The organism is Phytobacter cepae, from assembly GCF_054165735.1.
Genome location: NZ_CM135107.1, coordinates 1,527,254 through 1,553,880, shown reverse-complemented (window position 1 = coordinate 1,553,880; position 26,627 = coordinate 1,527,254). Strand labels below are relative to the sequence as shown.

The 26,627-nt window shown below is 52.0% G+C and carries 28 protein-coding genes; 10 read left to right on the top strand and 18 right to left on the bottom strand.

The features are described 5' to 3' along the window. Positions 1 to 34: 34 nt before the first annotated feature. From ACUY4Q_RS07220 to ACUY4Q_RS07210, 3 genes are all read right to left on the bottom strand, one after another. Positions 35 to 1,231, bottom strand: a complete 1,197-nt coding sequence (locus ACUY4Q_RS07220; RefSeq protein ID WP_458046368.1) for an MFS transporter — start codon at positions 1,229 to 1,231, stop codon at positions 35 to 37. Positions 1,232 to 1,296: 65 nt separating this feature from the next. Then, positions 1,297 to 1,779, bottom strand: coding sequence for an OsmC family protein (locus tag ACUY4Q_RS07215; RefSeq protein ID WP_458046367.1), 483 nt, complete (start codon positions 1,777 to 1,779; stop codon positions 1,297 to 1,299). 44 nt (positions 1,780 to 1,823) lie between these two features. Further along, a complete protein-coding gene (locus ACUY4Q_RS07210) occupies positions 1,824 to 2,600 on the bottom strand; it encodes an SDR family NAD(P)-dependent oxidoreductase (RefSeq protein WP_458046366.1) in 777 nt (258 codons plus the stop codon). 177 nt (positions 2,601 to 2,777) lie between these two features. Between ACUY4Q_RS07210 and ACUY4Q_RS07205 the strand changes: the two genes are divergently transcribed. Then, the gene (locus ACUY4Q_RS07205; protein ID WP_458046365.1) at positions 2,778 to 3,692 is read left to right on the top strand and encodes a LysR substrate-binding domain-containing protein; all 915 of its coding nucleotides are present in this window, start codon (positions 2,778 to 2,780) and stop codon (positions 3,690 to 3,692) included. A gap of 207 nt (positions 3,693 to 3,899) precedes the next feature. Here ACUY4Q_RS07205 and aceE read toward each other — a convergent pair whose 3' ends face one another. Next, complete coding sequence (gene aceE, locus ACUY4Q_RS07200; RefSeq protein WP_458046364.1) at positions 3,900 to 6,590, bottom strand: pyruvate dehydrogenase (acetyl-transferring), homodimeric type; 2,691 nt, start codon at positions 6,588 to 6,590, stop codon at positions 3,900 to 3,902. A 173-nt stretch (positions 6,591 to 6,763) separates the two neighbouring features. On the opposite strand from aceE, the gene ACUY4Q_RS07195 reads away from it, so the two are divergent. Continuing rightward, positions 6,764 to 7,219 carry a MarR family winged helix-turn-helix transcriptional regulator gene (locus ACUY4Q_RS07195; RefSeq protein WP_458046363.1) on the top strand — a complete coding sequence of 152 codons (456 nt, stop codon included), beginning with the start codon at positions 6,764 to 6,766 and terminating at the stop codon, positions 7,217 to 7,219. Positions 7,220 to 7,313: 94 nt separating this feature from the next. On the opposite strand, the gene ACUY4Q_RS07190 is transcribed toward ACUY4Q_RS07195, so the two are convergent. The 3 genes from ACUY4Q_RS07190 to ACUY4Q_RS07180 form a co-directional block, all read right to left on the bottom strand. Continuing rightward, positions 7,314 to 7,637 (bottom strand): DMT family transporter, encoded by a 324-nt coding sequence (locus ACUY4Q_RS07190; RefSeq protein WP_458046362.1) that lies wholly within the window; start codon positions 7,635 to 7,637, stop codon positions 7,314 to 7,316. 4 nt (positions 7,638 to 7,641) lie between these two features. After that, complete coding sequence (locus ACUY4Q_RS07185) at positions 7,642 to 8,313, bottom strand: glutathione S-transferase family protein (protein ID WP_458046361.1); 672 nt, start codon at positions 8,311 to 8,313, stop codon at positions 7,642 to 7,644. Between the two features lie 192 nt (positions 8,314 to 8,505). Further along, positions 8,506 to 8,940: a carboxymuconolactone decarboxylase family protein gene (locus ACUY4Q_RS07180; protein WP_458046360.1), complete on the bottom strand. Its 435-nt coding sequence runs from the start codon at positions 8,938 to 8,940 to the stop codon at positions 8,506 to 8,508. Between the two features lie 140 nt (positions 8,941 to 9,080). Between ACUY4Q_RS07180 and pdxR the strand changes: the two genes are divergently transcribed. Together pdxR and ACUY4Q_RS07170 are read left to right on the top strand one after the other, a co-directional pair. Beyond that, entirely contained in the window at positions 9,081 to 10,502 is a 1,422-nt protein-coding gene (gene pdxR / locus ACUY4Q_RS07175) for a MocR-like pyridoxine biosynthesis transcription factor PdxR (protein WP_458046359.1), read from the top strand. A 141-nt stretch (positions 10,503 to 10,643) separates the two neighbouring features. Continuing rightward, positions 10,644 to 11,738 (top strand): mechanosensitive ion channel family protein, encoded by a 1,095-nt coding sequence (locus ACUY4Q_RS07170; protein WP_458046358.1) that lies wholly within the window; start codon positions 10,644 to 10,646, stop codon positions 11,736 to 11,738. A 56-nt stretch (positions 11,739 to 11,794) separates the two neighbouring features. Here ACUY4Q_RS07170 and ACUY4Q_RS07165 read toward each other — a convergent pair whose 3' ends face one another. Next, positions 11,795 to 12,787, bottom strand: coding sequence for a threonine ammonia-lyase (locus ACUY4Q_RS07165; protein WP_458046357.1), 993 nt, complete (start codon positions 12,785 to 12,787; stop codon positions 11,795 to 11,797). 51 nt (positions 12,788 to 12,838) lie between these two features. Between ACUY4Q_RS07165 and ACUY4Q_RS07160 the strand changes: the two genes are divergently transcribed. Continuing rightward, the gene (locus ACUY4Q_RS07160) at positions 12,839 to 13,186 is read left to right on the top strand and encodes an ArsR/SmtB family transcription factor (protein WP_458046356.1); all 348 of its coding nucleotides are present in this window, start codon (positions 12,839 to 12,841) and stop codon (positions 13,184 to 13,186) included. A gap of 59 nt (positions 13,187 to 13,245) precedes the next feature. On the opposite strand, the gene ACUY4Q_RS07155 is transcribed toward ACUY4Q_RS07160, so the two are convergent. Next, entirely contained in the window at positions 13,246 to 13,677 is a 432-nt protein-coding gene (locus ACUY4Q_RS07155; protein WP_458046355.1) for a winged helix-turn-helix transcriptional regulator, read from the bottom strand. A gap of 111 nt (positions 13,678 to 13,788) precedes the next feature. On the opposite strand from ACUY4Q_RS07155, the gene ACUY4Q_RS07150 reads away from it, so the two are divergent. Further along, positions 13,789 to 14,838, top strand: coding sequence for an NAD(P)-dependent alcohol dehydrogenase (locus tag ACUY4Q_RS07150; RefSeq protein ID WP_458046354.1), 1,050 nt, complete (start codon positions 13,789 to 13,791; stop codon positions 14,836 to 14,838). Between the two features lie 216 nt (positions 14,839 to 15,054). Here ACUY4Q_RS07150 and ACUY4Q_RS07145 read toward each other — a convergent pair whose 3' ends face one another. Then, positions 15,055 to 15,264, bottom strand: a complete 210-nt coding sequence (locus tag ACUY4Q_RS07145; RefSeq protein WP_458046353.1) for a DUF6434 domain-containing protein — start codon at positions 15,262 to 15,264, stop codon at positions 15,055 to 15,057. Between the two features lie 209 nt (positions 15,265 to 15,473). Here ACUY4Q_RS07145 and ACUY4Q_RS07140 point away from each other — a divergent pair, with 209 nt between their 5' ends. Next, positions 15,474 to 15,998, top strand: a complete 525-nt coding sequence (locus tag ACUY4Q_RS07140) for a GNAT family N-acetyltransferase (RefSeq protein WP_458046352.1) — start codon at positions 15,474 to 15,476, stop codon at positions 15,996 to 15,998. 156 nt (positions 15,999 to 16,154) lie between these two features. On the opposite strand, the gene ACUY4Q_RS07135 is transcribed toward ACUY4Q_RS07140, so the two are convergent. The 4 genes from ACUY4Q_RS07135 to ACUY4Q_RS07120 all read right to left on the bottom strand — a co-directional run bounded on the left by ACUY4Q_RS07135 (position 16,155) and on the right by ACUY4Q_RS07120 (position 19,291). Continuing rightward, positions 16,155 to 16,661 carry a P-loop nucleotide/nucleoside kinase family protein gene (locus ACUY4Q_RS07135; protein ID WP_458046351.1) on the bottom strand — a complete coding sequence of 169 codons (507 nt, stop codon included), beginning with the start codon at positions 16,659 to 16,661 and terminating at the stop codon, positions 16,155 to 16,157. Between the two features lie 327 nt (positions 16,662 to 16,988). Then, complete coding sequence (locus ACUY4Q_RS07130) at positions 16,989 to 17,300, bottom strand: hypothetical protein (protein ID WP_458047282.1); 312 nt, start codon at positions 17,298 to 17,300, stop codon at positions 16,989 to 16,991. Positions 17,301 to 17,506: 206 nt separating this feature from the next. Next, complete coding sequence (locus ACUY4Q_RS07125) at positions 17,507 to 17,947, bottom strand: GNAT family N-acetyltransferase (protein WP_458046350.1); 441 nt, start codon at positions 17,945 to 17,947, stop codon at positions 17,507 to 17,509. Between the two features lie 174 nt (positions 17,948 to 18,121). Continuing rightward, complete coding sequence (locus ACUY4Q_RS07120; protein WP_458046349.1) at positions 18,122 to 19,291, bottom strand: MalY/PatB family protein; 1,170 nt, start codon at positions 19,289 to 19,291, stop codon at positions 18,122 to 18,124. A gap of 525 nt (positions 19,292 to 19,816) precedes the next feature. Between ACUY4Q_RS07120 and ACUY4Q_RS07115 the strand changes: the two genes are divergently transcribed. After that, on the top strand, positions 19,817 to 21,145 hold the full coding sequence (locus ACUY4Q_RS07115) for a glycoside hydrolase family 28 protein (RefSeq protein ID WP_458046348.1): 1,329 nt from the start codon (positions 19,817 to 19,819) through the stop codon (positions 21,143 to 21,145). A 187-nt stretch (positions 21,146 to 21,332) separates the two neighbouring features. On the opposite strand, the gene ACUY4Q_RS07110 is transcribed toward ACUY4Q_RS07115, so the two are convergent. Beyond that, on the bottom strand, positions 21,333 to 22,358 hold the full coding sequence (locus tag ACUY4Q_RS07110; RefSeq protein ID WP_458046347.1) for a zinc-dependent alcohol dehydrogenase family protein: 1,026 nt from the start codon (positions 22,356 to 22,358) through the stop codon (positions 21,333 to 21,335). A 105-nt stretch (positions 22,359 to 22,463) separates the two neighbouring features. On the opposite strand from ACUY4Q_RS07110, the gene ACUY4Q_RS07105 reads away from it, so the two are divergent. Further along, entirely contained in the window at positions 22,464 to 23,384 is a 921-nt protein-coding gene (locus ACUY4Q_RS07105) for a LysR family transcriptional regulator (RefSeq protein ID WP_458046346.1), read from the top strand. A 28-nt stretch (positions 23,385 to 23,412) separates the two neighbouring features. Here the strand turns inward: ACUY4Q_RS07105 and ACUY4Q_RS07100 are convergent, their stop codons facing one another. After that, complete coding sequence (locus ACUY4Q_RS07100; RefSeq protein WP_458046345.1) at positions 23,413 to 24,276, bottom strand: NmrA family NAD(P)-binding protein; 864 nt, start codon at positions 24,274 to 24,276, stop codon at positions 23,413 to 23,415. Between the two features lie 168 nt (positions 24,277 to 24,444). Here ACUY4Q_RS07100 and ACUY4Q_RS07095 point away from each other — a divergent pair, with 168 nt between their 5' ends. Continuing rightward, positions 24,445 to 24,780 carry a winged helix-turn-helix transcriptional regulator gene (locus ACUY4Q_RS07095; protein WP_458046344.1) on the top strand — a complete coding sequence of 112 codons (336 nt, stop codon included), beginning with the start codon at positions 24,445 to 24,447 and terminating at the stop codon, positions 24,778 to 24,780. Positions 24,781 to 24,894: 114 nt separating this feature from the next. Here the strand turns inward: ACUY4Q_RS07095 and ACUY4Q_RS07090 are convergent, their stop codons facing one another. Both ACUY4Q_RS07090 and ACUY4Q_RS07085 read right to left on the bottom strand, forming a co-directional pair. Beyond that, positions 24,895 to 25,752, bottom strand: coding sequence for an alpha/beta hydrolase family protein (locus ACUY4Q_RS07090; RefSeq protein ID WP_458046343.1), 858 nt, complete (start codon positions 25,750 to 25,752; stop codon positions 24,895 to 24,897). Positions 25,753 to 26,190: 438 nt separating this feature from the next. Further along, positions 26,191 to 26,613, bottom strand: a complete 423-nt coding sequence (locus tag ACUY4Q_RS07085) for an OsmC family protein (RefSeq protein ID WP_458046342.1) — start codon at positions 26,611 to 26,613, stop codon at positions 26,191 to 26,193. Positions 26,614 to 26,627 lie beyond the last annotated feature (14 nt).

Genomic DNA, 26,627 nt, shown 5'->3' with positions numbered 1-26,627 from the left:
TGAACAGGCAGGCTTAAAGCCGGTTTGCCAGGCATTACCCCTGCGCTTTTACCGCTCCGACGTTTTTAATAATACTGAGAAACGCGAGACCTACCGGGACAAGCGATCCCCATAACACCGCATTCCAGCCAAAGAGATTGAGCAGAGCCCCGGAAGAAAAAGATCCCACGATCATCACGCCGAACACCACGAAATCATTAAGAGACTGCACCTGCGTTTTTTCTTCCGGACGATGGTAATCAATGATTTTTGCCGATGCGCCGATGAAACCAAAGTTCCAGCCAATACCCAGCAATATAAGCGACAACCAATAATGGAAGATATCCGTTCCGCTTAATCCGGCCACCACCGATCCGGCGGTAATCAGTAACCCGACCGCGGCAACGCGCATAGCACCAAAGCGGCTGATGAGCTTGCCGGTAAAGAAACCGGGACCGTACATCGCAATAACATGCCACTGGATACCAAGATTGGAGGCTTCCTGAGAAATGCCATGCATATGCATCGAAAGCGGGGCCGCCGTCATCAGGAAATTCATTACCATATAGGTGACTGCGCCACTGAACACGGTGTTGATAAAACCGGGCTGGCGAACTATTTCGCCTAGAGTACGCCCCGCAGCTATCGCCACCGCAACGGGCTCCACGCACTTGACCCCTTTTAGCACCAGCGCGGAAAAAACAGCCACAAGAGATTGCATGATAAAGGTTATCGCAAACGTGTGAGGTGGCCAGAGATGCATTGTGCTTGTCACCAGCATGGGGCCGATCACGCCCGCAGCCACGCCGCCGCCCATCACCAACGACAATGCGCGCGCACGACGTGCTGCGCTGACACCATCCGTCGCCGCAAAACGGAAGCTCAGCGCAACAGCGGCATATGCGCCGCCAAGAAATGCCGCTATACAGAACAGCAGAAATGAGCCCAGTACCACGGCAAGCGCAGCCGTCAGGCCGGTAATAACCCCCGCTCCGGTTCCGGTCATAAACGCCGCTTTACGTCCGTACTTTTTCGCGAGCACGCCCAACGGGAGAATGCAGGCCGCCATACCCAACACAAACATGGTAATGGGCAATGTCGCCAGTGATCCACTTGGGGCAATGGCATTGCCCACTATCGCTCCGGTGGCGTAGAAGACCACCGAGTTCGCCCCGGCCAAGGCCTGGGCCGCAGCCAGACGGATGATATTATTATTTTGTTCTGCGACAGACAGAGTGCGTTCTTCGGTCATTGGGTGAGCATTCCTGATTTATTGTGCGTCGCTGTAAGCAACCTATGTCCATTATCGTTGACCGTTCAGGTCACGCTTAAATTACCTTCAATCGTCATGTTCTGAGCCAATAGCCATCGGTTAGGAGAGAGATTTATTACCTGGCGATGAATATGCTCATACTGAGTGATACTGCCACTACCACTTACGTAAATAATGTACTGAACCCGGCCAGGCACTTCTTCAGTAATCTGCCGGGAGGGAACCGGGATTCCTGTACTGAGCTCCCCCCACGTCTGAATTTCGAGGGATATCAGGTCGATATTCTGCCGGCTGGCCTCATGCACAAAGGCTGCTGTCATGCAGGCATTGAACGCTGCCAGCATTAACTCCTGAGGATTAGGTGCCAGCCCTTTGCCGCCCAGGGCTTCTGGCTCATCCGCGTGGATCACATGACCGTGTGAAGATTGCAGGGCCTCCCCGATAACGCAGGAATGGCAGCATGTCTGACTCGCCATGCCGCCCCGCCACGTTGTCACGATGTCATATTTTGCAACGTCGTTTTCCATTTTTTCTCCTGCACCGTGCGCGTTTACCGCGCACGGTGTACGCATCAGGCGTTGCGCCCCGCCATTACGCCACCATCAATATCCCAGATGGCACCGGTCACCCATTCAGTCTTATCTGAAAGCAGGAAGATGACGGTTTCAGCGATATCAGCAGGTGTACCCACGCGGCCAAGGGGATGGAAGCTGTCAAAGCTGTTCATCACGTCCTTCACCTCATCTTTTGGGATAAAGCCTTCGTAAATAGGGGTGTGCACTACTGCCGGGGAGACGGCATTAATCCGAATACCTTTATTACCCAGCTCAATGGCCAGGTTTTTGGTTAATGCATGCAAACCCGCTTTTGCCATCGAATATGCCGAAGATGGCGTTGCGCCGATGGCCTGTTGCGCCCACATCGAACCCATGTTGACGATAGCGCCTTTGATGCCAGCCGCAACCATATTGCGTACCACATCGCGGGTAATAAAGAAGGTAGCGCGGTTAATGTTCATGTACATGTCGTAATCAGACACTTCATGTTCGGTAAACGGTTTCGGGAAGAACACGCCGGCCGCATTCACCAGCAAACTAATGTCTTTATGCTCGGTATTAAGAGTATCAACGACGTGCTGCATACCTTCTTCAGTCATCAGATCCGCGATGATAAGCGCAACCCTCCCCTCTGCGGCCAGCGCCTGACGTGCCTGTTCCGCTTTATCCTGACGATTGCCCACGAGAACGACGCTGCCGCCACGCTGAAGAACACGTTTTGCCGTTTCAAAACCCATCCCACTCGTCCCCCCTACCACCAACAACTTTTTACCAGCGAAAGATACGTCCATTGCTAGCCTCTTAATATTCATGAAATTACGACAGATAAGACGGCGATTCGCTTATCGATTGAAAGCAGAATGCCACTCCAACTGAACGCTGGCGAATGAGAAGAAATTGCCTGGCGAGAAAGAAAATCTATCTCGATGACGTATACTGGCGGAGGTAAAAAACTTCAGAGGTCAGGCATGCGCTCGCTTAATCGATTGAAATGGCTCCATGCTTTTGAAGCGGCGGCCCGTCATGGCAGCTTTACCGGTGCCGCTCAGGAACTCGGGGTTACGCCTGCGGCTATAGGCCAGCTTGTTCGCTCACTTGAAGACTGGGTGGGTCACCCATTACTCAACCGCTCACGCTCGGGCAAAGAACGTCTGACGCTGGTCGAAGAAGCGCAGGATGCGTTGGCAGACATTACCCAAGGGCTGGATAAACTCGAAATGGGTCTGAACAAGCTGCGAGGCCGACGCGCACGCTCAGTGGTAGTGATCACCGCCTCTCAGGTTTTAGTGATGAACTGGCTGATGGAGCGCCTGAACCGATTCTCTGAAACCCATGAGAATATCGATCTGCGTCTGAACGTGACCGAGAAAATCATGGATGTTTACCACGGTGAAGCGGATGTGGGTATTCGCTGCGGACAAGGAGACTGGCAGGGGGTGCACAAAACCTGGCTTATGGACGAAGAAGCCGTTCTGGTTTGCAGCCCGCGGCTTGTACCGCCGGAAAAAATCAGCTGCGGTACCTGGCTCGCAACACAAAAACTGATTCATGATGACACGCCTCACCCAGGCGCCGATTTTCCAACATGGGAAGATGTCTTTACGGCAGTGAACGCGCCCGCGGCGAAGGAGAGCGGACTGCACATCAACTCAACCTCTGCAGTGATATTGTCTGCACTGAGCGGCCGCGGTGTGGCGATTGTTCGTAAAGCCCTGGTGAAGCAACTTATCGAAACAGGGCAGCTTATACAGCTCCACGCCAATCAGCGCTGGCCGTTAAAATGGTCTTATTACATCGTGACTTCCCCCACGGCCAGCGAGCGCCGGGAAGTGAAGGTCTTCCATGACTGGCTTATTCAGGAGGTGATGGATGAGGGCCAATGAGGTAAACACGTTTACTCAGTGAAGGGAGCGGCCAGAATTGCCTGTACGCTCCAGCGTGGCTGATGGCAGACAAAGAGGCCGCTTTCGCAGCCTCTGAAAGCCAGGTTATCGACACATTTGCAGCAGTCTACGCAACGCATGAGACGATAGATCGCAGACGCAACAGGTTGCAAGACGTATCGTCAGTTCCCGGCAGATAATCCATTGTCATCCGTTGTGCGCCTCGGTTGCTGCCGGATCCATCTTTTCCGGATCGATATTGTACCGATGCAGCGCTTCGCGAATTTTTTCGCGAGGCAGCCGGCCTTCATCGGCCAGGGCTTTGATTGCAGCAAGCACGATAAAATAGCGGTCAACTTCGAAGAATGTACGCAGCGATGCGCGTGTATCTGAACGGCCAAAGCCGTCCGTACCCAGGCTAATGAACCGCCGGTCATTGATGAAAGGACGAATCTGGTCGGCGAAGATCTTCATGTAATCTGTCGCCACGACCACCGGGCCAGGACGGTCTTGTAAGCACTGTTGCACATACGGAATACGCGGTTGCTGCTCGGGATGCAGCATGTTCCAGCGCTCTGTCGCAAGCCCCTCACGGCGCAGTTCAGTGAGGCTTGTCGCACTCCAGACATCACTTGAAATACCGAAATCCGCAGCCAGCAACTCACTGGCGGCCATCACTTCACGCAGAATAGCACCGCTGCCCAGCAGTTGGAGATGTAGCCCTGGCGAAGACGACGGCTTCTGGCCATCCTGTAATAAGTACAGCCCCTTGAGAATGCCTTCCTCACTGCCTTGCGGCATAGCAGGGTTTGGATAGTTCTCGTTGAGCAGGGTAATGTAGTAGTAGATATCCTCCTGGTCCACGTACATGCGGCGCAGGCCATCCTGAATGATGACGGCCAGCTCATAGGCATAGGTCGGATCGTACGAGACACAATTGGGGATCACGGAAGAAAGCACATGGCTGTGTCCATCATCATGCTGCAAGCCTTCGCCCATCAGCGTGGTGCGACCGGAGGTGGCCCCCAGCAGAAATCCTCGCGTGCGCGCATCGCCTGCGGCCCACGCCAAATCACCGACGCGCTGCATGCCAAACATGGAATAGAAAATATAGAACGGAATCGCCGGCAGGCCATGATTGCTATAGGCCGTCCCGGCCGCCATCCATGACGCCATCGCACCAGATTCATTGATCCCTTCCTGCAGAATTTGACCGTCCTTGGCCTCTTTGTAGTAGCTCAGTTGGCCTGCATCCTGCGGGGTATAAAGTTGCCCCAGGAAAGAGTGAATGCCTATCTGGCGGAACAGCCCCTCCATGCCAAAGGTGCGTGATTCGTCCGGCACGATGGGGATGATGAGCTTGCCGAGGCTGGCATCTTTGAGCAGCGTGGTCAGAATACGCACGAAGGAGATGGTGGTCGAAATTTCACGCTCGCCGCTCCCGTTGAGTTGCGAAGCGAAGGTACTGAGCTCAGGCACCGGGAGGGGAGCAACCTGGCGGGATCGCGATGGCACATAACCGCCGAGCGTAGCCCTGCGCTGCGCGAAGTAACGGGCCTCTTCACTATCGGGATCGGGCTTAAGATAGGGCATCTCTTCGAGCTGGTCATCACGTACCGGAAGTGAAAAACGATCGCGGAACGCACGCACCGCCTCCAGGCTCATCTTTTTCAACTGGTGGTTGATATTCTGGCCTTCGCCCGCCTCCCCCATACCGAACCCCTTGACCGTCTTGGCCAGCACAACCGTGGGCCGCCCTTCGGTGCTTACGGCTTCAGCATAGGCAGCATAGACCTTTTCCGGATCGTGGCCGCCACGCGTCAGCGCCCAAATCTCATCGTCTGACAGATGCGCCACCAGCTCCAGCAACGCAGGATATTTACCGAAGAAGTGTTCACGCACATATGCGCCGTTTTGCGACTTGAAGGTCTGGTATTCGCCGTCCACGCACTCCATCATGCGTTGACGCAACAGCCCGCTGCTGTCGCGCGCGAGCAGGTCATCCCAGCCGCTGCCCCAGAGCACTTTGACGACATTCCAGCCTGCGGCCCGAAACGTTCCTTCAAGCTCCTGAACGATCTTGCTGTTACCCCGCACCGGTCCATCAAGCCGCTGAAGATTACAGTTGACGACAAAGATGATGTTGCTGAGCTGTTCTCGCCCGGCGACCGAGATGGCGGCCAGCGATTCGGGTTGATCCATCTCACCATCGCCGAGGAAGGCCCACACTTTGCGGCCCTGGTGTTCCAGCATGCCACGGTATTCGAGATACCGCATGAACCGGGCCTGATAGACCGCCGTCAATGGGCCAAGCCCCATAGAAACCGTAGGGAACTGCCAGAAGTCAGGCATCAAACGTGGGTGAGGATAGGAAGAGAGGCCATCACGTCCCGCTTCACGGCGAAAGTTATCCAGTTGCGATTCGCTGATACGCCCTTCGAGGAAGGCTCGCCCGTAGATACCCGGTGCGGAATGGCCCTGAATATAGACCATATCGCCGCCGAAGGTCTCAGTGCGGCCACGGAAAAAGTGGTTGAAGCCCACATCATAAAGCACCGCCGCCGACTGGTAAGTGGCGATGTGTCCACCCACATTGGAGTGTTTGCCGGCGCGCAGCACCATGACCATCGCATTCCAGCGGATGTAGGCGTTTAAACGTTGCTCAAGGCTTAGATCGCCGGGGTAAGCGGGTTGCCTGCCTTTATCAATCGTATTGATATAGGGAGTCGTGACACGACCATAGAAACTACCGTGTCGGCTCGCATCGAAATCGGTGAGCCTGTCGATCAGGTAGTGTGCACGTGAACGGCCTTCAACCGCGATGGTTGCCTCCAGGGCTTCCAGCCACTCTCGTGTTTCTAATGGGTCAACGTCGAGCAGCGCAGGGTGTGAATGCATGGTGAATCTCCTTAAAAAATTACCTGGTGAGGCACGATTACGGTCGGTCACATCAAGCGGATGTGGTGCTGTACCGGGCGCTCGCATTATGAATTGCAAATGCAATCCTGGCGTTTGCCATGCTAAGTCAGGTATAATTGCAAATGCAACTTAAAAATTGACAGGAGCCAGCCATGCAGGAAAATCAAACGGATCTCTGGTTTTCGTTTGTACGTGCCCATCGCCTGATGATTCGTGATGTGGAGAGCCGCCTGGCAGCCGCAAAGCTGCCCGCGTATGCCTGGTATGACGTGCTATGGGGGCTGGAAAGTGGCCATGAGGGTACGCGACGCATGCATGAACTCGCCGATGCGCTTGCCATCGAACGGTACAATCTTACGCGCCTGGTAGATCGCCTGGAAAAAGAGGGGCTGGTCGTGCGTATGCGTTCGCCAGAGGATGGTCGTGCAGCGTTTGCCACCATTACTGAAGAAGGGCGCGCGCTACGCAAGAAGATGTGGAAAGTCTATGAAAGTGCAGTGTCAGAACATTTTCTGAGCCAGTTCAGCACCGACGAGCAGAGCACGTTTTCTGCCGCACTGGACAAGGTCGCGGCTGCGGCCCGTGCGCACAAGGCGCTGGCGCGTTAATACCGCCTGCCCCCTCTTCATCCATCGGAACGGGCATCACCCTCATGCCCGGCTAACGGCGTTACCGCCCACGCTGTCAGAGCCTGCAAGGGGCTTATCCGGCGGTGTCGGTGACGCGTAATCCAATGACACCGATGAAAATCAGTCCCATGAAGAAAGCACGGGCCCAGCTCATTTCATCCTGAAAAACCAGCATACCTGTAAGCACCAGCCCCATCGTTCCTACGCCAGTCCACATGGCATAAGCCATGCCTACAGGCAGGGAACGCAACGCCAGTGCCAGCAGGTAAATACTCCCCAGGCCAGACACCACGGCGATGACGCTCGCCCCTGGACGCGTCCAACCCGCAGTTAACTTAAGTGAAATTCCCATCACAATCTCAAGAGCAGCCGCTAGAAACAACCAGGTCCACGCCATGGCTTCACTCCTTGGTGGAGGTCATGCGTGAATCTGCTGCGCTGGAAGCTGGCCTGCTCGCCTGAAGCCCTGCCTGTACCGCCGGTCGTGCCGCAATCGCCGCAAGCCAGCGCTTAACATGCGGGTAAGGAGTGATATCGAGTTTCAACTCCTCCCAGGTTCGCAGCCAGGTGAATGCGGCAATATCTGCAATGCTGTAGTTCTCCGAGGCAATGAAAGTTGATTCACTGAGCCGTCTCTCCACGACACCATAAAGACGCAGTGATTGCGCCTGATATCGCTTTAGCGCCTGGTCATTGACGGTTTCAGTGCCATGCAAAAACCACCACAGCTGCCCTAACATTGGGCCAATGCCACCGACCTGGAAAAATAACCACTGCTGCACGGCAAGGTTTTCAGCGGCTGTAGAGGGCAGCAGACACCCCGTTTTCGATGAAAGATAAGAAAGGATGGCGCCCGACTCAAACAGGGTCAGGCCCTCTTCCCGATCAACCAGCGCGGGGATCTTGCCATTCGGATTGATGTTGAGGAAAGCAGGTTGATGCTGGTCGCCCTTAGCAAGATCAAGATCGATCTGCTCATACACGAGGCCAGCCTCCTCAAGAAAGATGCTGACTTTTTGCCCATTGGGGGTGTCCGCCGTATAAAAGACGAGATTGCGCGTTATCTGTGTCATGTGTGTCCTTATCACCCATTACGATTGCAATTGCAATCGTTGCAGATGCAATCATAGGTCAGAATACAGAGCCATGCAATACGCTTCTCGACAGCGATCGTTTATGCAGTTGGGGAGAACAAAAATGAAGTGCGATGGGTAAATATGCGCAGGTTTGCTTTTTCCGGCGCATCCCTGAGCCGGACGTCATGATTACTGACGCATGCCGATCGCCAGACGGTTAAAGGCGCTCATCAACGCGATGGCAAAGGTCAGATCGGAAATTTCAACTTCGCTAAAGTGCGTCTGCAGAGGAATATACGCTTCATCAGGCGCATGGGTTTTATCGACGTGGGTCAGAGACTCCGCCCACGCAAGGGCAACACGTTCGCGTTCGCTAAATAATTCGCTGACGCGCCAGCCTGCCAGACTATCCAGTCGCGCAGCGCTTTCACCGTCCTCACGCAGGGCTTTAGCGTGCATTTCAAGACAAAATGCGCAGCCGTTAATCTGCGAAATCCGCAGCCAGACCAGCTCTGTCAGCGCCTTCCCGAGGCTGCTCTTGCTCAGCGCTTTTTTCGTGGTTGTAAACCCGTTATAGGCTTCCGGGGAAAGGGTGAAATAGGGTAAACGTTGTGGGGTGCTCATCAGTTATCTCCGGTGATGAAAGAACATAATGCAGGGGCTAACAGGAATGCGTATCTGCCGCCCTGTCTGCTGGCGGCAATATATCGCTGACATGACCCATGCTACAGTGACAAGAATTCTCTAAATCACCAGGACATACCGTGAAAGCATCGGAGCTAAATCCCCATCGGCAGCCTGACACACCGCTTTATATGCAGCTTTATCAGCGCTATCGCGACGCCATCAGTGCCGGTCGGTTGCGCCCTGGAGAACGCGTTCCATCAATACGTACTCTCGCCAGCGAGCTTCACGTCGCGCGGGGAACGGTGGAAATGGCCTGGCAGATGCTGGTCAGCGAAGGCTACCTGGTGACAGAAGGTGCGGCAGGTACACGGGTCTCGCCCCACATGGCGACGCTGCCAGGCGCCGCGCATCCGGGGCAGAAACCCGGTAACACAGACGGGCTGCCCTATCAGATGCACCAGATGGGAAATCCTCTCCCCTTTCAGCCAGGTTTGCCGGCGTTTGACGCTTTTCCACGCAAAATATGGGCCCGTCTGTCAGGGCAGACGCTGCGTAGGGTTGAGGCGACGATGATGAATTATCCCGATCCTGCGGGATACGCCCCGCTACGGGAGGCCATCGCCACCTATCTGGGCATTTCCCGTGGGATCCGCTGCGCGCCTGAGCAGGTGTTTATTACCATCGGCTATCAGGGAGCGCTGGAACTGCTGTGTCGCACCGTTTTACGGGCTGGCGACCGCGGTTGGTATGAAAATCCCGGTTACTTCCCCGGCAGAGAGGTTCTGCAGCAAATGGGCATGACGCTAACCCCCGTTCCGGTAGATAAAGAGGGGTTACAGGTCTCCATCGGGCAGCAGATGGCGCCGGATGCCCGATTTGCAGTCGTCACGCCTTCACACCAAAGCCCTACCGGCGTCGCCCTGTCCCTGCCCCGACGCCTGGCGTTACTGGCCTGGGCGAACCAAAAAGATGCCTGGATTATTGAGGATGACTACGACAGTGAGTTCCGTTACCACGGACACCCGCTCCCTGCCCTGAAAAGTCTCGATCATGAGCAGCGTGTGCTTTACACCGGGACCTTCAGTAAAGTCCTGTTTCCCGGCTTGCGGCTGGCCTACCTCGTCGTGCCCCCCGCTTTGCAACAGACCTTTTACGAGGCGGTGAATCGCTGGCCAGGGCCCGGCTCTGTGCTACCGCAAGCAATGGTGGCGGCGTTTATGCAGCAGGGGCATTTTGCCCGCCATTTGCGCAAGATGCGTCAGTTGTACGCCGTCAGGCGCGGTTACCTGGTGGAAGCACTGGAACGTATGGCGGGCTCACAGCTTCACATCCAGCCTCAGGCGGGGGGGATCCAGGTTCTGGCTTTGTTGAACCAGCATCAGTGCGATAAAACGCTGGCGGCGGCGGCTCAGGCCGCAGGGCTTGGCGTCAGGGCGCTCAGTGAGTGGGATGCCACATCGCATCAGCACAATGGGCTGTTAATGGGGTTCACTAATTTTGCCAGTGCGCCAGACGCGCAGGCCGCAGTGAAACGTTTATCAGCGCTGTGGGTGCCTTGAGCGCTTTTGTGCCAGCAGCGGACGTTTTTTTATATCAAAAGTTTGAATCAGGCTATCTGTAGATTACCTTTAAAAGAAGGGTCGCTGAGCTGTTCAGGCAATTTGACAATTTGGGTTGTTGGCAGGCTATAAGGGGAAATAATGCCTTTTTTATTTGGTGAGTTATCTGGTGCTCCAGCATGGGTGCCTGCTGTACTGCTCGTCACTGTCTCGCTGGTCATGGGTTTTCTCACGCGTTCTATACTTTTACTCTTCATTCGTTACTGGCAGAGTCGTGACAGAAAACTCTTCAAATCACTTGAAAAACACCTTCGCGGATCGATGTTTCTTTTCATTCCTCTGCTGCTAATAAGCCTAGGAATTAATTATGTCAACATCACACCGGGATCCATTGGCTTTATTACAACAACAATTAATATATTTATTATATTATCATTTTGCTCAATCCTGATTCGATTAATTAACGTCGCTCAAGATATGCTTTTTATACGCTACGACATTAATATTTCCAATAATCTGCGTGCCCGCAAAATTCGCACTCAGATAATGTACGTTAAAAAAGTCGCTATCGTCATCCTGGTGACGCTCTGCCTCTCGCTAATATTACTCAGTCTCCCGGGCGTTCGAAAATTCGGCACCACTATTCTGGCCGGTGCCGGGGTTGCCGGAATAATCATTGGCTTTGCTTTACAGAAGTCGCTCGTCAACTTATTTGCCGGCATTCAGATAGCCTTTACGCAGCCAATAAAAATCGATGATGCCGTGGTGGTTGAAAAAGAGTGGGGCTGGATTGAAGAGATCAACCTGACCTATGTTGTGGTGCGACTCTGGGACCTGCGCCGCCTGGTCTTGCCCATTACGTATTTTACAGAAAATCCGTTTCAAAACTGGACGCGGAATAACGCACAAATTCTGGGCTCGGTTTTTCTCTACCTTGATTATTCCATGCCTCTGGAACCTCTTCGCAAGCACTTTGAAAAAGTGCTCAGTGAAACCAAACTTTGGGATCAACAAACGCAGGTGTTGCAGGTAACGGATACCACTGAAAAATCAATGATAATCCGCTTGTTAATGACCGCACAGAATTCCCCTACGGCCTGGGATCTACGCTGTCACGTGCGGGAAAAAATGATTGAGTTTATTCAACAAAATTACCCGCAGAGTCTTCCACACCTGAGGGCTACGCTTACAGAATCCGATCTGCCCGAGCGGGAGTCATCATCACCTCAGCGTTAGCGGGTTATTTTCCGGCTGACTCTGACTCACCGTAAACGTGCCTCGACGCCCTTTTCTCAGATGAGGGCGTCATTCACCAGTTTGAGATAGCGGGAGCCCGAGATATTCCGCCCGCTGACCACGCAGACTGTTTTACGCCCCCTGAGCGCTTTTGCGTAACGCAGTGCTGCCGCAACGGCAGGTACGCCTGAAGGCTCTGTAACATGGCCATGCAGATCCAGCATTAAGAACATCGCGGCTTTGATTTCTGCTTCTGAGACCAGAAGAACACGATCAACGCGATCGCGAATCAGCGGCCAGGTCATCGCTTCGGGCTCGATGTAACCACTGATGCCTTCGGCTATGGAGGGCGATAACGCCACCGGAACCGTTTCGCCTGCCTCTTTCCAGCGTGCAAACGTTGGGCTCGCTTCACTTTGTATTGCCCACACTTCGGCATGGGGGTTGATGGCTTTGATAGCCGTCGCAACGCCGGAAGCCAGACCGCCGCCGCCAATGTTCACGAGAATAACCTCCGCCTCCGCCCACTCTTCCATGATTTCCAGCCCGACGGTGCCGCCCCCCGCAATCATCTGCGCATTATTGTAGGCAGAAACGAATGTCGCACCGGACTGTTGCGCGGCGGCAATCGCGGCCAGCCTCGCCTCTTCAATATTTTCAAAAAAGGTAACTTGGGCACCATAGCTTTCCATCGCCGAGACCTTCATCGGATCGGCTGAATGCGGCAAGTATATGGATACGGGCACCCCTGCGACATGCCCTGCACAGGCAAGACCTAATCCATGGTTCCCCGCCGTCGGGGCGATGACGCCGATGCGTCGCTGGTCTGCATCAAGACTGGCAACAACGTTTGCCGCCCCTCTGAGTTTAAAGCTGCCGGTATGCTGGAGATTTTCCATTTTGAGCCTGACCTCGGCCCCTACTTGCGAAGATAACGCAGGTGAATGGTCAAGCGGCGTCCTGCATACCGTTGATTTAATGCGTCGCGAGGCGAGATAAATATCGTTCAGTGTGACGATGTGCATTGGCCTTTGTGGATGGTTTGTCATACTATTCTCCGTAAGCTATATAAGAAAATAACTATATAGGTAATTGGCTATATGAACAACTTAAAGACATCAACAGCCGATATCTTCCGCGCGCTGGGGAATGAACATCGCCTTGTGATTGTTGAATGGCTGTCTGATCCAAGGTCGCATTTCCCGGAGCAGCAGGACGGCGACCTGGTGAAGGATGGCGTGTGTGTGGGGTTTATCACCGAAAAAATTGGTCTGAGTCAGCCCACGGTGACAGGCCATCTACAAATTCTGGCAAAAGCAGGAATTGTGACCTCAAAACGCATCAAGAACTGGGTGTTTTATAAACTTGATGCGAAGCAAATGGATGAAGCAACGGGAATGTTGTCGGGGTATGTACAACTGGCGTCACGTCTGGACGCGCAGTCATAAGGGAGATGCCAGGGTTTTGTCGCTTCACACTCCAAAGCGCTGACCTGGCACGACGCCGCTCAGGATTTCGTGGTGCCTGCTCTCTCCTGCCCCCCGTCCGGTGAACAGGAAGCCGACGCCGCCTGATAACAGGCTTCCATTTCATCGAGTGCGGACTGATTTTCTAACCCCCATTGGTACATTTGCTCAATGGGCTCGGCAAAGGTTCTGCCAAGCGGGGTCAAACGGTAATCGACTTTGGGTGGGATGACCTCGTACACATGGCGGGCAATCAACCCTCGCAGCTCCAGCTCTTTTAGCGTCTGGAACAACATTTTTTTGGATATTCCCTGCAGGCTACGTTGTAGCTCACCGGTGCGCGCCCGTTCAGCCGGCCAGTGATAAAGCGCGTGCAGCACCATTGTGCTCCATTTAACTGAAAAGAGTTCCATCAGGCGGCGCGGCGGCGAGTCCGCATAGAAAAAGAGTTTCCCATCAACCCAGGCTGGCATTGTTATGTCCTTAGCGATGGTCACCAAATGGTGACTACTATCAATATAAAACCCTGTTGACTATAGTCTGCCCTCTTGAATCAGCCAGAACCAGCACATTCCGGAGATAAGATGAACATCAACGCATTGGTCGCACTTGACGCGGCAACCCCCTTAACATCAGGCCAGGTTTCGCTGCGCCCGTTACAAAAGCAGGATGTCAAAATTGAGATCCTCTACTGCGGCGTGTGTCACTCCGATCTCCATATGGCGCGTAACGAATGGGCAGTCAGCCGATATCCACTGGTGCCGGGGCATGAGATTGTCGGGCGAGTCGTAGAGGTTGGCGACGAGGCCACCCAGTTTAAACCCGGTGATATCGTCGGTGTAGGGGTGATGGTCGACGCCTGCCGCGAGTGCCATTTCTGCAAACACCACGAAGAACAGTACTGTGAAGCAGGGTTTACTGCGACCTACAATGGCATTGATAAATATACCGGCGACAGCACCTGGGGCGGCTATGCGCAGAGCGTGATTGTCGATCAGCATTTTGTTGTTTCGGTGCCGCAAAACCTGCCGCTTGCCGGGGTTGCGCCGCTGTTGTGTGCGGGCGTAACGGTATGGTCGCCACTGCGCCATTTCAACGTCAAAGCAGGCGATCGCGTAGGCGTTGTGGGGCTGGGCGGATTAGGCCATATGGCAGTGAAGCTCGCCAGTGCGATGGGGGCGGACGTGACGCTGTTCACGACCTCACCGGAAAAGGGAAAAGATGCCCGTCGTCTGGGTGCCAGACAGGTCGTGGTTTCGCGCGATGCCGCACAAATGGCTGCCTGCCAGACCTCGCTGGATTTTATCATTGACTGCGTAGCGGCACCGCACGATCTGGATCCTTACCTGGCCACGCTGAAAACCAATGGCCGCCTGGTGTTGGTCGGCATTCCTGACCAGCCACATAGCTCGCCGAATATCACGCCCATGGTGTTTCGACGTTTAAGCATCAGCGGTTCGTCGATTGGCAGCATTCAGGAAACGCAGGAGATGCTGAACTTCTGCGGCGAGCACAATATTACCGCCGATATTGAAACGATCGGTGGCGAGGATATCGAAGCCGCCTTTGCCCGTATGCTCAAGGGAGACGTTAAGTATCGCTTTGTCATCGATATGCAGGCGACGCACTGGTAGTAAAGCGACAGGCTCATCACCTTGCCGGGCGGCCCTTTCAGGCCGCTTTGTGCATGCACCAGACGTAGATGATGCTGTGGCACAAGCGCTAACCCTACACGACAGAACGCGGGCGTTTGCCGTTGAAATTGGTGTGCAAACAGAAGAAATGAAAGGCTCAGCCGAAGAGAGAGGTTTAGCGCTCTGAATCATGGATGACGGCTGAGTGCAGGAGGATTACAGATTTTGCCTGCGCTTCCACTCATCAATGACGTCTCCCAAATTTTTTGGCGTCTCATCGCGAATCCAGGCCATGAATGCCCGATCGAAATGGAAATGTTCCCCGCACTGCTCCACCATAAAACGACGGACGTTTTGCGTGCTTTTATAGTGTTTATCTACGGCAGTGGAACGGGTGAGCAATGCGCGATGCCAGTCAGTTTTCACGTTTTTATTCCTGGAGTATGAATGCGTTAAAAGTTGCAACCTTGGCTGGGGTATTTCAACGCCCTCAGGCTCGAGCGCGGCCTTTAGCGTACTACCGCTCAGTCATATTGTCCGCTTTGTGCAAGGAGCAGATGTTGCTGGCATATTTATGCTATTCAATGGAAACAAGTTTTAGCAATATTTGAACTGAAAAAAGGGAGAATTGAGTTTTGGACATTACGATAAATGCCGCGAAACCTGAACATTTTTCGTCACTCTGCGCCATTGAATTAGCCGCTTTTGAAACGCTTCGTGAAGCAGGTGCGGTAACGGGTCAGGCTGTCGCACATAGCCTAAAGGAATTCGATGAGTTTAGCCGCGATGGCGTGCTGCTTGCAGCCTTTGCGGCTGATTCAACCCCTGTGGGGTTCATTGCTGCTTATTATGAAAACATATGGCTGCACATTGCTGAAATTGATGTTCATCCTGACTGGCAGCGCCGTGGAATCGGCAGATTATTAATGCAAGCTATCCTGGTTTATGGGCAGCAACGCGGTCTGACCGGGGCCACACTGACAACAGATAACATAGCTGCCTTCAATGCCAAATTTTATGCAGCGCTGGGTTTTGAGATTGTGGAAGGACAATCGTGTCCGCCACACCTGATAACACTTAAAGCTGAGGAAGTTAAAATGGGCTTCAATCCGGCACGGCGCGTAGCTATGCGATTGAACTTTCAGGCCACGACAACGTAATAATTATTACAGGTTCCTCTCCTCGTTCTGGCAGTGGATCTTATCCGCTTGTGTCAGGAGTCGGCACCTTATGTGTTATCGCGTAGTGTATTGCGCAGTACCCACAGCAAGAAAAGTAACAGCCGCCATCAGGCGGCTTAGAGGCAGGCAATACATTTAACTGTATTCAGTAATATTGAACCCTTCTTCAGGCATTGGTGCTGAGAAATAACGAGTTATGACCTCAAATTGTTGGTCTGTCGCGGCAAAATCGTGCGTACCTTCTTCATTACGCGCGCGTAGACGGGATTTACATACGTCATCAGAGACTTTCAGATAGTGCAGCCGATGACTGGCACCTGATTCCTTAATGATACTCATCATCCATTCACGATTTTTTTGCGTATTTGCCGGGAAGTCCAGAACCACCGATAAACCCGCTTTGAGCAGTGACACAAGGTGGGGCTTTATGGCGCTTTTTAACTTTGAGGAACACTGCACATAATCCGCCACTGACTTCAGTTCATTCGCATAAAGTGCAGCCAGCCACTGGTCTTCACTCACAATTATAGTGCCCGGTGAATGACCTAACTTCGCTGATAAGGTGGACTTTCCTGATGCGATTTTTCCGCATAAAAGATGCAGAGTGGGTTTTCCTGATTTTTCTACTTTATCGGTTTCCATTATTTACCTCACTGGATTGTTACCGGTAAGGCCCGCCTTACCGGCGGGAAAATGGCGAATGTTATCCCACCTGAGATAGACAGGTGATAATAATGATTGAATGGAATAGCACTGAGTATATTTTCATCGTAATTAAAGTTAGCAGATGCTGAATGCAAAATCAGCACCTTTTTCAAAGGTACACTGAATGTCCGCTCACCCGCGCATAGCGGACTTTCAACTCAGCTGAGTTTAACCTTTATGTGCCCAGGCGGTCGTTGATGATATGAATTAACACGGGCGTTATTCCACTTCCGGGGCTACCGACAGGTTGCCCCGGACAGGGAATTAAAGTGGTGAAAACGACTCAACATCATGCTGGAAGACGTAAGGATCAGAAAGCAGTTCAAACTCTTCGTCATCCGGGTAGGTGACCGCCACGTGATAGTTTTCTCCTGCAAACGCCTTCACCGACTGGAGATCATGCCAGTAGGTAGCAAGAAAAAAATGCTCCCAGCCCCCCTGCGTTTCTCTACGAACGAACGCGCCTTTGTTTCCTGGGATGCTTTTTGAATGCTCTACTCCTGTTTTCTCAAGATGCTGAGCAAAACCATCCGCATGTTCAAGTGGAACGCAGCCGTGCCAGGTTCTTACAATCATGAGTTTTATCTCCTGTGATGAAAAATATAACCATATCACCGGAAGGTATTGCATGGTGTAGTTAACGAAGAGTATTTCTTCTGATAGCGAGTTAATCAGGCGCTCCAGCTTCGGTTTATTATTCCGCGCTTCGCTCATGGCGGATCAGGGAGTCTGAATTTAAGTCCGCTTTATGGCAGAAGCTGATGTGAATAAAAAGGCGCAGATTAACTGTTACGCTGTTTCTCTAACTTGATATCCGTATCACTCACATCAATTCGATTTCCCCAGCCCAGCTGAAGGTAAAACTTCGCTGCACGGCTACGCTTATCGGTTTCCAGCCATATTATTTCATGATTTTTAAACAACTCCAGCTCAGCGGCCATCACCAGCCTGCGCCCGGCACCTCTGCCTTCATATTCCGGGAGCACGAAGGCGGCAAACAGACAGCCTTCATCAGGCAATATCATCGAGAAGCCGATAATGTTTGTGTTTTCAGTAGCAACCCAGGCGCAATGGCTCGTCTGAATCATCTCCGCCACTACCTCTTCGGTAATGCCCATTTCGTTGAGTTCTTCGCGGCTAAGATGATTTTCGACGACTGAGGTTCTGATATTAAAAATGGATTTAATATCAGTAGATTGAGCAAGCCTAATATTTATAGTCATTATACTTCCATGTAAGACGGGGAAAAATCTTGCGAGTGATGCCTGGCATCCTCGCTCATTGTAGTGACTGAAGCATAATAGATAATCATCCGGAACCTGTGCGAGGATCTGTTCAACACCTTCAACTTCTGTCTGAATATTAATGTCACGTCCGTATAGCTGTTCGACAAAATTTCAGGGAAAAACCGCTTTCAGTCGTTCAAGCCCTTGATGCAAAATTTCTCTCGGACAGGCGAAATTCAACCGTTCAAACCCCTCGCCTTCCTTCCCAAATGTTTCTCCCCAAGTCAGTCCTACCCGGGCCTTGTCAAGAATGAGCTGCCTGAGCTCATCCGGTGTGAGACCCAGAGCGCGGAAATCTAACCAGGCGATATATCCGCCACCTGGCCTAATCAGTGTAATCTGAGGCAGGTTCGATTTTAAAAACGCATCCGTATAATCCAGGTTAGCCTGGAGATAGCCATTAAGATGTTCCAGCCATTTTTGTCCCTGCTGGTAGGCGGCCGTGACGGCAGTCAGACTAAAAACATTTGTCGCAAAATCAAAATCCATGCTAACCCGAACGCGTTCGAGGCGTTCCCATAGTTCTTCATTCGGTATAATGCCGATGGCATAAGTCAGTCCCTGGAGATTAAAAGCTTTGGATGGTGAGGTTAAGGTCACTGAGTTCAGGCTACTCCGGGTTGAGACGCTACCATAGGGCACAAATTCGGCATTATCGTAGGTGATATAGCTGTTAATCTCATCACTGACGACCAGTACACTATGTTTGTCACAAATATCAGCAATGAGGGATAACTCCTCCCGAGTAAATAGTAGCCCGGTAGGGTTATGAGGGTTGACCAGGAAAAACAGTCTGACATTTTCTCTGACAAGCGTTTCTTCAAAACGGTTTGGTTCGAAACGGTATCGAAACCCATCAAAGGCCAGTGCCTGGGTAACAACGCAGCGATCAGCACCTTCAATAACACTGACGGCGGGATGAAAATGTGGCGCGTGAATCAGGATATTATCACCCGGTTTTGTATAAGCGCGCAGACATAAAGAAAACATGGCCCACATACCGGGGCAGTTGGTCAGCCAGGCTCTCTCTATACGCCAGTGGTGGTTTTCACTGAACCAGTCCGTTATTGCCTGATAATAATCATCTGTTTTGTATTCGTAAGCATAGAGACCGCTTTCCGCTTTCTTTATAAGAGCATCGCGAACACATGGCGGAGACTTAAAATCCATATCGGCAGTACCGAAGGAAATAATATCTCGTCGCTGATATCGTCCCCATTTGATCGAAGGTGAATCTACCCGATTAATCACTGTTTCAAAGAAATGACCTTCTTCTTTCACTTTTAATCTCTAATTACTCAATATTCTTAAAGCATTATCACATCGTTCCCGATGTGGCAAGATGCCGGGTGGTTGCTGGCGTTACCAGGATGGCCCTTCATTTAACGCAATCAACTCCTTGCTCATAGCGGACATCCGCTCTGTGATGTTGCCCGCTTTGTGCCAGAAGCGGACAGTAGTCTGTTTATACAGATAGTACGGCCGGGAAAGGTACCAGGGGTCGCAACAGCCCGTTGTCATTTATTACTCATACAAGAATTATCTGATAATAAAGATAATTGATATTACTCAATGGCTTATTCTTCGTTACCTCACATTTTTTGACGGCTGGGCGCATTATGATTCTGAATCCTCAGGGTGCGCAGTTGAATAAATCGTCACGTTAGTGGATTTCGCCACTCCCACCTAAATTTACAGACAGACAATTTTGCTGGTTCCTGCTGTCATCTGCGCTGAAAGCTGCTCAGCGGTACTTCAATTCGCACCCTGGATTTTCGAATGTATGACTAATGACTATGAGGCCTTATGAATAAATCTCTGCTGGCATTGATCTGCTGTGGTGCCATTTCATCTTTTATCGCGCAGGCTGCACCAACATCCTGTGTTCCTGAATCTTTTGGTGGTAAAGGCGATGCCAGAACCCTGAATACGCACGCTATCCAACAGGCAATTCAACAATGCAGCGAACGCGGTGGTGGCACGGTAAGACTCTCTCCGGGCGTATGGCTCAGTGGCCCGTTGCAGCTAAAAAGCAATATCACACTCCAGATCGATAAAGGCGCAACGCTGAAAGCGAGCAACCAGGAAGGCAAGTTTGTGCAGGCCTTTATTGGCCACCCGGCGCGGGCGAACGAAGCCTTTATTTTTGCCAGTGACGTGCACAATGTTGCAATAACCGGCGGGGGTAAGCTTGATGGTGACGGAGAAAAAACCTGGTGGCCGGAGGCGCTAAAAATCCGGGCCGAAGTACGCAGTGGTAACACTAAAGCCTTTACGGATCGCTTCCCTGGCATTCCGCTGGCAAACGGCGCGCCTCGCCCATGGTTTGTTGAATTTAATAATGTTACCGGCGGTAAGATTGAACAACTGCATCTGACGAACTCGCCAATGTGGAATATTGTTATCCGCAACAGCGCCGATATTGAAGTGCATGAAGTCAATATTAATAACCCAACCACCTCGCCGAATACTGACGGTATGGATATTGTCTCATCACGCAATGTGACTGTCTCGAAGATGGATATCCACACGGGGGATGACAACATTGCCATCAAATCGGGTCTGGTGCCGGGAACCGGTGCACCCTCGACAGATATTACCGTGCGTGATTCGATCATGCGCGACGGGCACGGCATCTCGATCGGCAGTGAAACCGCTAACGGCATTGGCCGCGTAACGGTCAGTAATGTCACCTTTCTCAATACCGAAAACGGTGTGCGAATTAAATCCGCACGGGATCGTGGAAACACCATCGGCCCGCTGGTCGCCGAACATCTGACGATGACGAATGTCGCAACACCGATTCTGGTGACCAACAGCTACAGTGGTCAGTCCGGAGCCAAAGGCAACACGCTCATTTCCGCGCTGGATAACGCGCAAGTTACGGCGACCACGCCTAAAATCAGCGGCGTCGATATTTCGAATCTCACCGCTACAAACGCGGATCACGCCATGATTTTCAGCGGCTTACCTGAATCTGCGGTACAAAATGTCTCACTTCATAATATCGATATTGAGGCAAAATATGGCGTGCAGGCACGCTATGTGAACGGGAAAGGCGATGCAGTACGGATCAAAACCCAGCAGGGCCCCGTGCTGGAACAAGGCCCACAATCGGCGCTGAAATTTAACTGACGGCCCGCCCGGAGAGTGTTCTGCCTCCGGGAATTTTTCGCTCATTGCAGATATTCAGCCCCGTGAGGTTGTCCGCTTCGTGCCAGGAGCGGACGGTGTTCCAGGCGTGTTCAATCAGCTTGCATACACGCTTTAAAATAAAATAGCGGAAGCGTTTTCGGGATGCCGCTGCCAGCATTATTTTCAATCAAACCAAGTTGATAACGATTTTTCCGAATGCACCTTTATCGAGATGCTCAAGTGCTTCCGGCAATTCATTGAAGCTGAATGATTTGTCTATCACCGGTTTCAGTTTGACCCAGTCAACGGCTCTAACAAGATCTTCAAGCGCCCGGCGATGGCCCACACCTATGCCCTGAATAGTCGGGGATTTCAGTAACAACATGACTCCAGGTGCTGAAGTATCGTGCGTGTCCATCATTCCAATCAGGGATATTCGGCCATGTGAAGCTACCGCGCGCACAGAGTCAGCAAAGTTACGTCCTCCCACTGTATCCACAACGTGATCAATGCCCCGTTCATTCGTCAGTCGGTAAATGGCTTCGACCCAATCCTCTTTTTTACGGTTAATACCGTGATCGGCACCGAGCGCCGCCGCAGCTGCCAGCTTCTCATCGCTGGATGAGGTAACGAAAACTTCAGCCCCCACAGCTTTAGCTATCTGAAGAGCGAAAAGTGCCACACCGCCGGTTCCCTGAACAAGGACAGTTTCGCCAGCACGAAGGCCGCCGCGTTCAATCAGAGCAAACCAGGCAGTAAGCCCGGCGCAGACCAGCGTGCTGGCTTCAGCATCAGTAAGCGTCCGAGGGGCTTTGACCAGCCATTCTTCACTCATAACCACGTACTCAGCCAGCACGCCCTGGAACGCATAGCCTACAGTGTCGTAGTGCGGATTTTTGGCATTGTTATTTAGCTTTCCGTCAATCCAGTCAGCGTTAAAAGATGAGATAACGCGTTCTCCCTGGCTGAAGCGGGTGGTACCCGGCCCAACAGCCTCAACCACACCAGCCATATCAGAACCCGGTGTGAAGGGCATTGGCATACCGTTCCCCATTCCGCCATCAATGATGACCTTGTCACGGAAGTTTAGTGAGACAGCATTGACCCGAACCAGAACTTCGTTCGGGCCGGGCTGAGGGATTTCTGCTTCCGTAAGCTTCAGATTCTGACGTCCTGTTTCGTTTAAAGCCCAGCGTTGCATTGTGCGACTCATGAAGATTCCTGAGATGTAAATAAATGATGGTTAAAACTCTAACATTGCTCGTTAGGTGACAGTGGGGATAATATTTCTCTCTATTGATTCCTTCAGAGCGACAATATGAAAAGCGAGCTGAACAGTATCCCTGTCTTTGTAGCCGCAGCTGAATCGGTGAGTTTTTCGCAGGCTGCTGAAAAACTGCATGTCACACGCTCGGCAGTGGCGAAAACCATATCCAGGCTTGAGGAGAGGCTGGGTGTTACGTTTTTTAACCGTACTACCCGCAGTCAGAGCCTGACTGACGAAGGTTCGCTTTATTATGAATTCTGCCGTCGGGCGCTGAATGAAATAAAAATGGCGGAGGAGATTCTGGAAGGCGGCAAGCTCCAGGCAAGCGGAAAACTGAGGGTGTCTGTTCCGGTCCTGCTTGGGCACTTCTGTATATCACCCTTGCTGTCTGCGATGGCAAAAGAACATCACGGACTGGAATTGGAAATTTCATTCAGCGATCGCCAGGTCGATTTGCAGGAAGAGGGTTTTGATCTGGCGGTGAGAGTCGGCGCGCTGGCTGACAGCAGCAGCCTGATAGCACGTAAGCTGGCCTCTCACACAATGGTTTTTTGCGCTTCGCCGGATTATATCCTTAAGGCCGGTGAGCCTACTTCACCATCTGAACTGAAGCAGCATGCCGCTGTTGCCTATATCCGTTCAGGACGCATTCTAAAGTGGCAGGTTAAAAACGAAAATGATGAAATTACGGAATTAACCCCGCCAGCCAGACTGATGATGGATGATATGCAGGCGGTAAAAGATATTGCGGTAGCGGGAGGCGGTATCGCCTGGTTGCCTTACTGGCTCGTACGGGAACAGCTCATCAGCGGCAGCCTGACAGAGATATTAAAAGACCAGTCTTCCGGAAGCTGGCCCGTATATGCCGTTTGGCCGCGCACACCTCACCTGTCCCTCAAAGTCAGGCTGGCTGTTGATAAACTGATTAGCGAACTGCCTGCGATGATGGCTACAGTTCAGGCCCGGGTTTGATGTCCGCTTTTCACCCACGGCTGCGACGTCACGATCCCAGCACCTCCTGAAGCCATTGCTGTACACTTCTGGGTGTAATGCCAAGTAATCTTTGTGCACTTGTGTGAGGAGCTATAGTGTTGTTGTGCACGCCTGCCAGCGCCTGATACAGGCCAGCCACAGCGGCGGCTGCCGGACCCAGTAGAGGTTCGATCCGCTTGCCAAAATATGCCGGCTCAATGCTTTCATACGTTACTGGGCGCCCTAAGTGGCGTGAGAACTCACCAGCCAGGTCTGCACCGGTAATTCCCGGAAGCTGGCCCACGCCTACGACGCCTGATACTGATTTGTCGGTAAGCAGGCGGGCGGCGACATCGGCAACGTCCAGATGAGAGGTCCAGGAAACGGCAAGGTCTGCTCGGACAGGATACTGAATGACACCCTCTTTCCTGATGGCATTCAGAACGTCTGGCATCAGGAAGTTTTCAAGGAACAGGCGGGGCGCAATAACGACGGTCGGAACGCCGGTTTGCTGTACGGCTTCGATCAACATAGCTATCGCTGAATCGCTCCTGGCCTGAAGGGGGGAGCCAGGCTCATCAACGACGGTTCCGCCACTGGTCGAAATCACGATCCGCTCAGGCTTTGCCAGCCCCACCGCCTTCGCTATATTTTGCGCAAACACTTTCCGGTTTTCTTCTGCTGTTTGCGGCAGGTGTATAAACACACCCTCTGCGTTCCGGTAGGCTGCGGCCAGCGACTTCACTGACGCATTATCAAGCTGAACGCAGGATGTATCTTCTGTTTTAACCTTATTTCGTACACCCGCAACAGCCGTCAGCCCCGCGGCCTGAAGCCTTTTAAATACCGGTGCGCCCTGCGCTCCTGTCGCGCCGTGAATAATATAAGTCATCAACTTTCTCCACTGGTTAAAACTATACAAAGGGATAGAATTAGACAATAGTGCAGTATCTGCACCAGTTACATCAAATGCACTAATGGAGAAAACTCGATACGAATGTGTAAATTTCTTTCACAGTCAGGGCCGGGCTGTAGTTAAGCATTATTAACAGGAGGATTTATGAAACTGACCGATCTCCCCGACTGCGGCGTCGCTCGCTTTCTTGAGTTGGTTGGCAGCCCGTGGGCAACACTCATTGTGCGCGAACTCCTCGCGGGACCGTTGCGCTTCAGCGAGCTTAAGGGGTGCTTACCAGGCATCAGCGCGCATACGCTTACTGAACGACTGCGTAAGTTTGAGAAGCACGGACTGGTGATACGTACTGCCTACGCGGAAACGCCTCCGAGAGTAATCTATGCTCTTACCCCTCTTGGCAGAAGCCTGCGCGACGTGCTTGAGGCGATGAATCGCTGGGGAGCATCCGTGCCGGCAGTGGGTACTGAAAAGGCAGATTAAAACGTAATACATAAAATACGGACATCAGACTATCTGCCAAACCGACTGACGGTAGATGATATGCAGACGGTAAAAGACATTGTGGTTACGAGAGGCGGTCTTGCGCGATTATCCTTAATGCTGACACTGTTTTATCAGCCAGTTACCTACCTCTGGCCATACTTTTTCTGCACATCTGGTACGGAAGAAGCCCATGTGGCCGACAGCGGGGAGGCCAAAGTCCGTATGCCGTATCTCACGGCGTTCAATCTTTGCGTTTTCCACTGGATTCATCAGGCGTGTAATAGCTTCAGAATTAGCCCAGGCGTCATCATCAAAACCCAACACCAGAAGAGGTAACGTTATCCTGGTGGCCCGCCGACGCGCATCCCACTCCGGATCGTCATAGAAGTAGTCAGGCATTGCACTCCAGCGCGCCCATTGCTTCATTACCGGAGCAGGTAAATCCTCCCCCAGTCCGAGTCGTTTGGCTGGCATATACCCGAAGATACGGCAAAGGACCGGAGAGAGCACACGCAATAAGCACCAGACCCTGAGCCTTTCCACTGTTTGTTGGATCGTGCTGGTTACGCCCGCATGAGATGCAACAATGACCCCCGCATGCAGGAACCGGGTGGCCGTTGAAAGCAGGACAGCGTGCCCGCCTACGCTATGCCCTACCGCCATTATACGAAGATCTGGAAAACATAATTTAGCCCAGGCTGTAACGCAACTGACATCCTGCTCGATCCAGTCAGACATAGATACATCACAATCCCGTAATGACCCTGACTTTGAGCGTCCGGTCCCTCGATAATCGTAGGTCAGGACACTGAATCCTCTTTCATGAAGATATTCAGCGAAGCCCTTATAAAATGACTGTGCCACTGCTGTAGCAGGGTGAAGGATAACCAACGCTTTAGCGCCGCTTCTCTCCCAAAACGTGGAAACCAGAAAACCGCCTTGTTTTACAGGTATTGTTACCAGCTTCATAAATAGAGCCCTACAGTGGTCATACCAGATTCATTTAATCAACTATAGCCTGGACAGATGTATTTGCTCCACAGCTTTCGCCTACATGTAAGAAAGGACAATAAAATGATGAGGTTATAAACTTCTGCTTTTCGCTCAAAGCAGACAGAATAAAGGTAGAATTTCTTTACTTATATAAAGAGGTGAACTAACCGTAAAATCGTATGAGGGTTTCCATCATACGTTAGAGGGATGGGATAAGCCCGGATGCGCCGGGCGCGTCAGAATGATGACTTGCGTGACCAATATGTTTCTTACGGTGAGGTGCATCTGGCTGAGTGGACCTATAAAGAATTATCTATATTTAAGTTTGATCTAACTGTATTTTTGAGAAACGGTCGCTTATTTATCATTACGGACAGCAACAGCGACCGTTTGCATCTTTTTTACTTCTTTAAATTAATGAATAACAACACCCTGAACGGTAATCTCAACTCCTGATTGTTTAATCAAATTTCCAATCATGCATGAGTGATCTGCCTTCTGAATTAATGCCATAACGTTTTTATCTTCTTCCGGCTTCCGCGCTTCACCAAGCTTAACTTCGACATTATGTGCGATCAGCATATTTGAAGGTTTATCTCCTTTCAGCTCGGTTGTTAAAGAAATAATAGATGCTGGAATTTTATGCCCCTCTAACATTGCAGCAAGAGTCATTAAATAGCAGGACGCGGCTGATGCCGCCAGTAACTCTTTAGGATTTGCACCTTGGCCTGTGCCACCGAAATGCTCTGGAATGGCGATAGGAAGCGCCATTTTTTCAGCTTCGATTATCCCTGATCCTGTGGTTAAACCGTTCCATTTCACATGCAATAGTGTCATAACGTGCTCCTTCA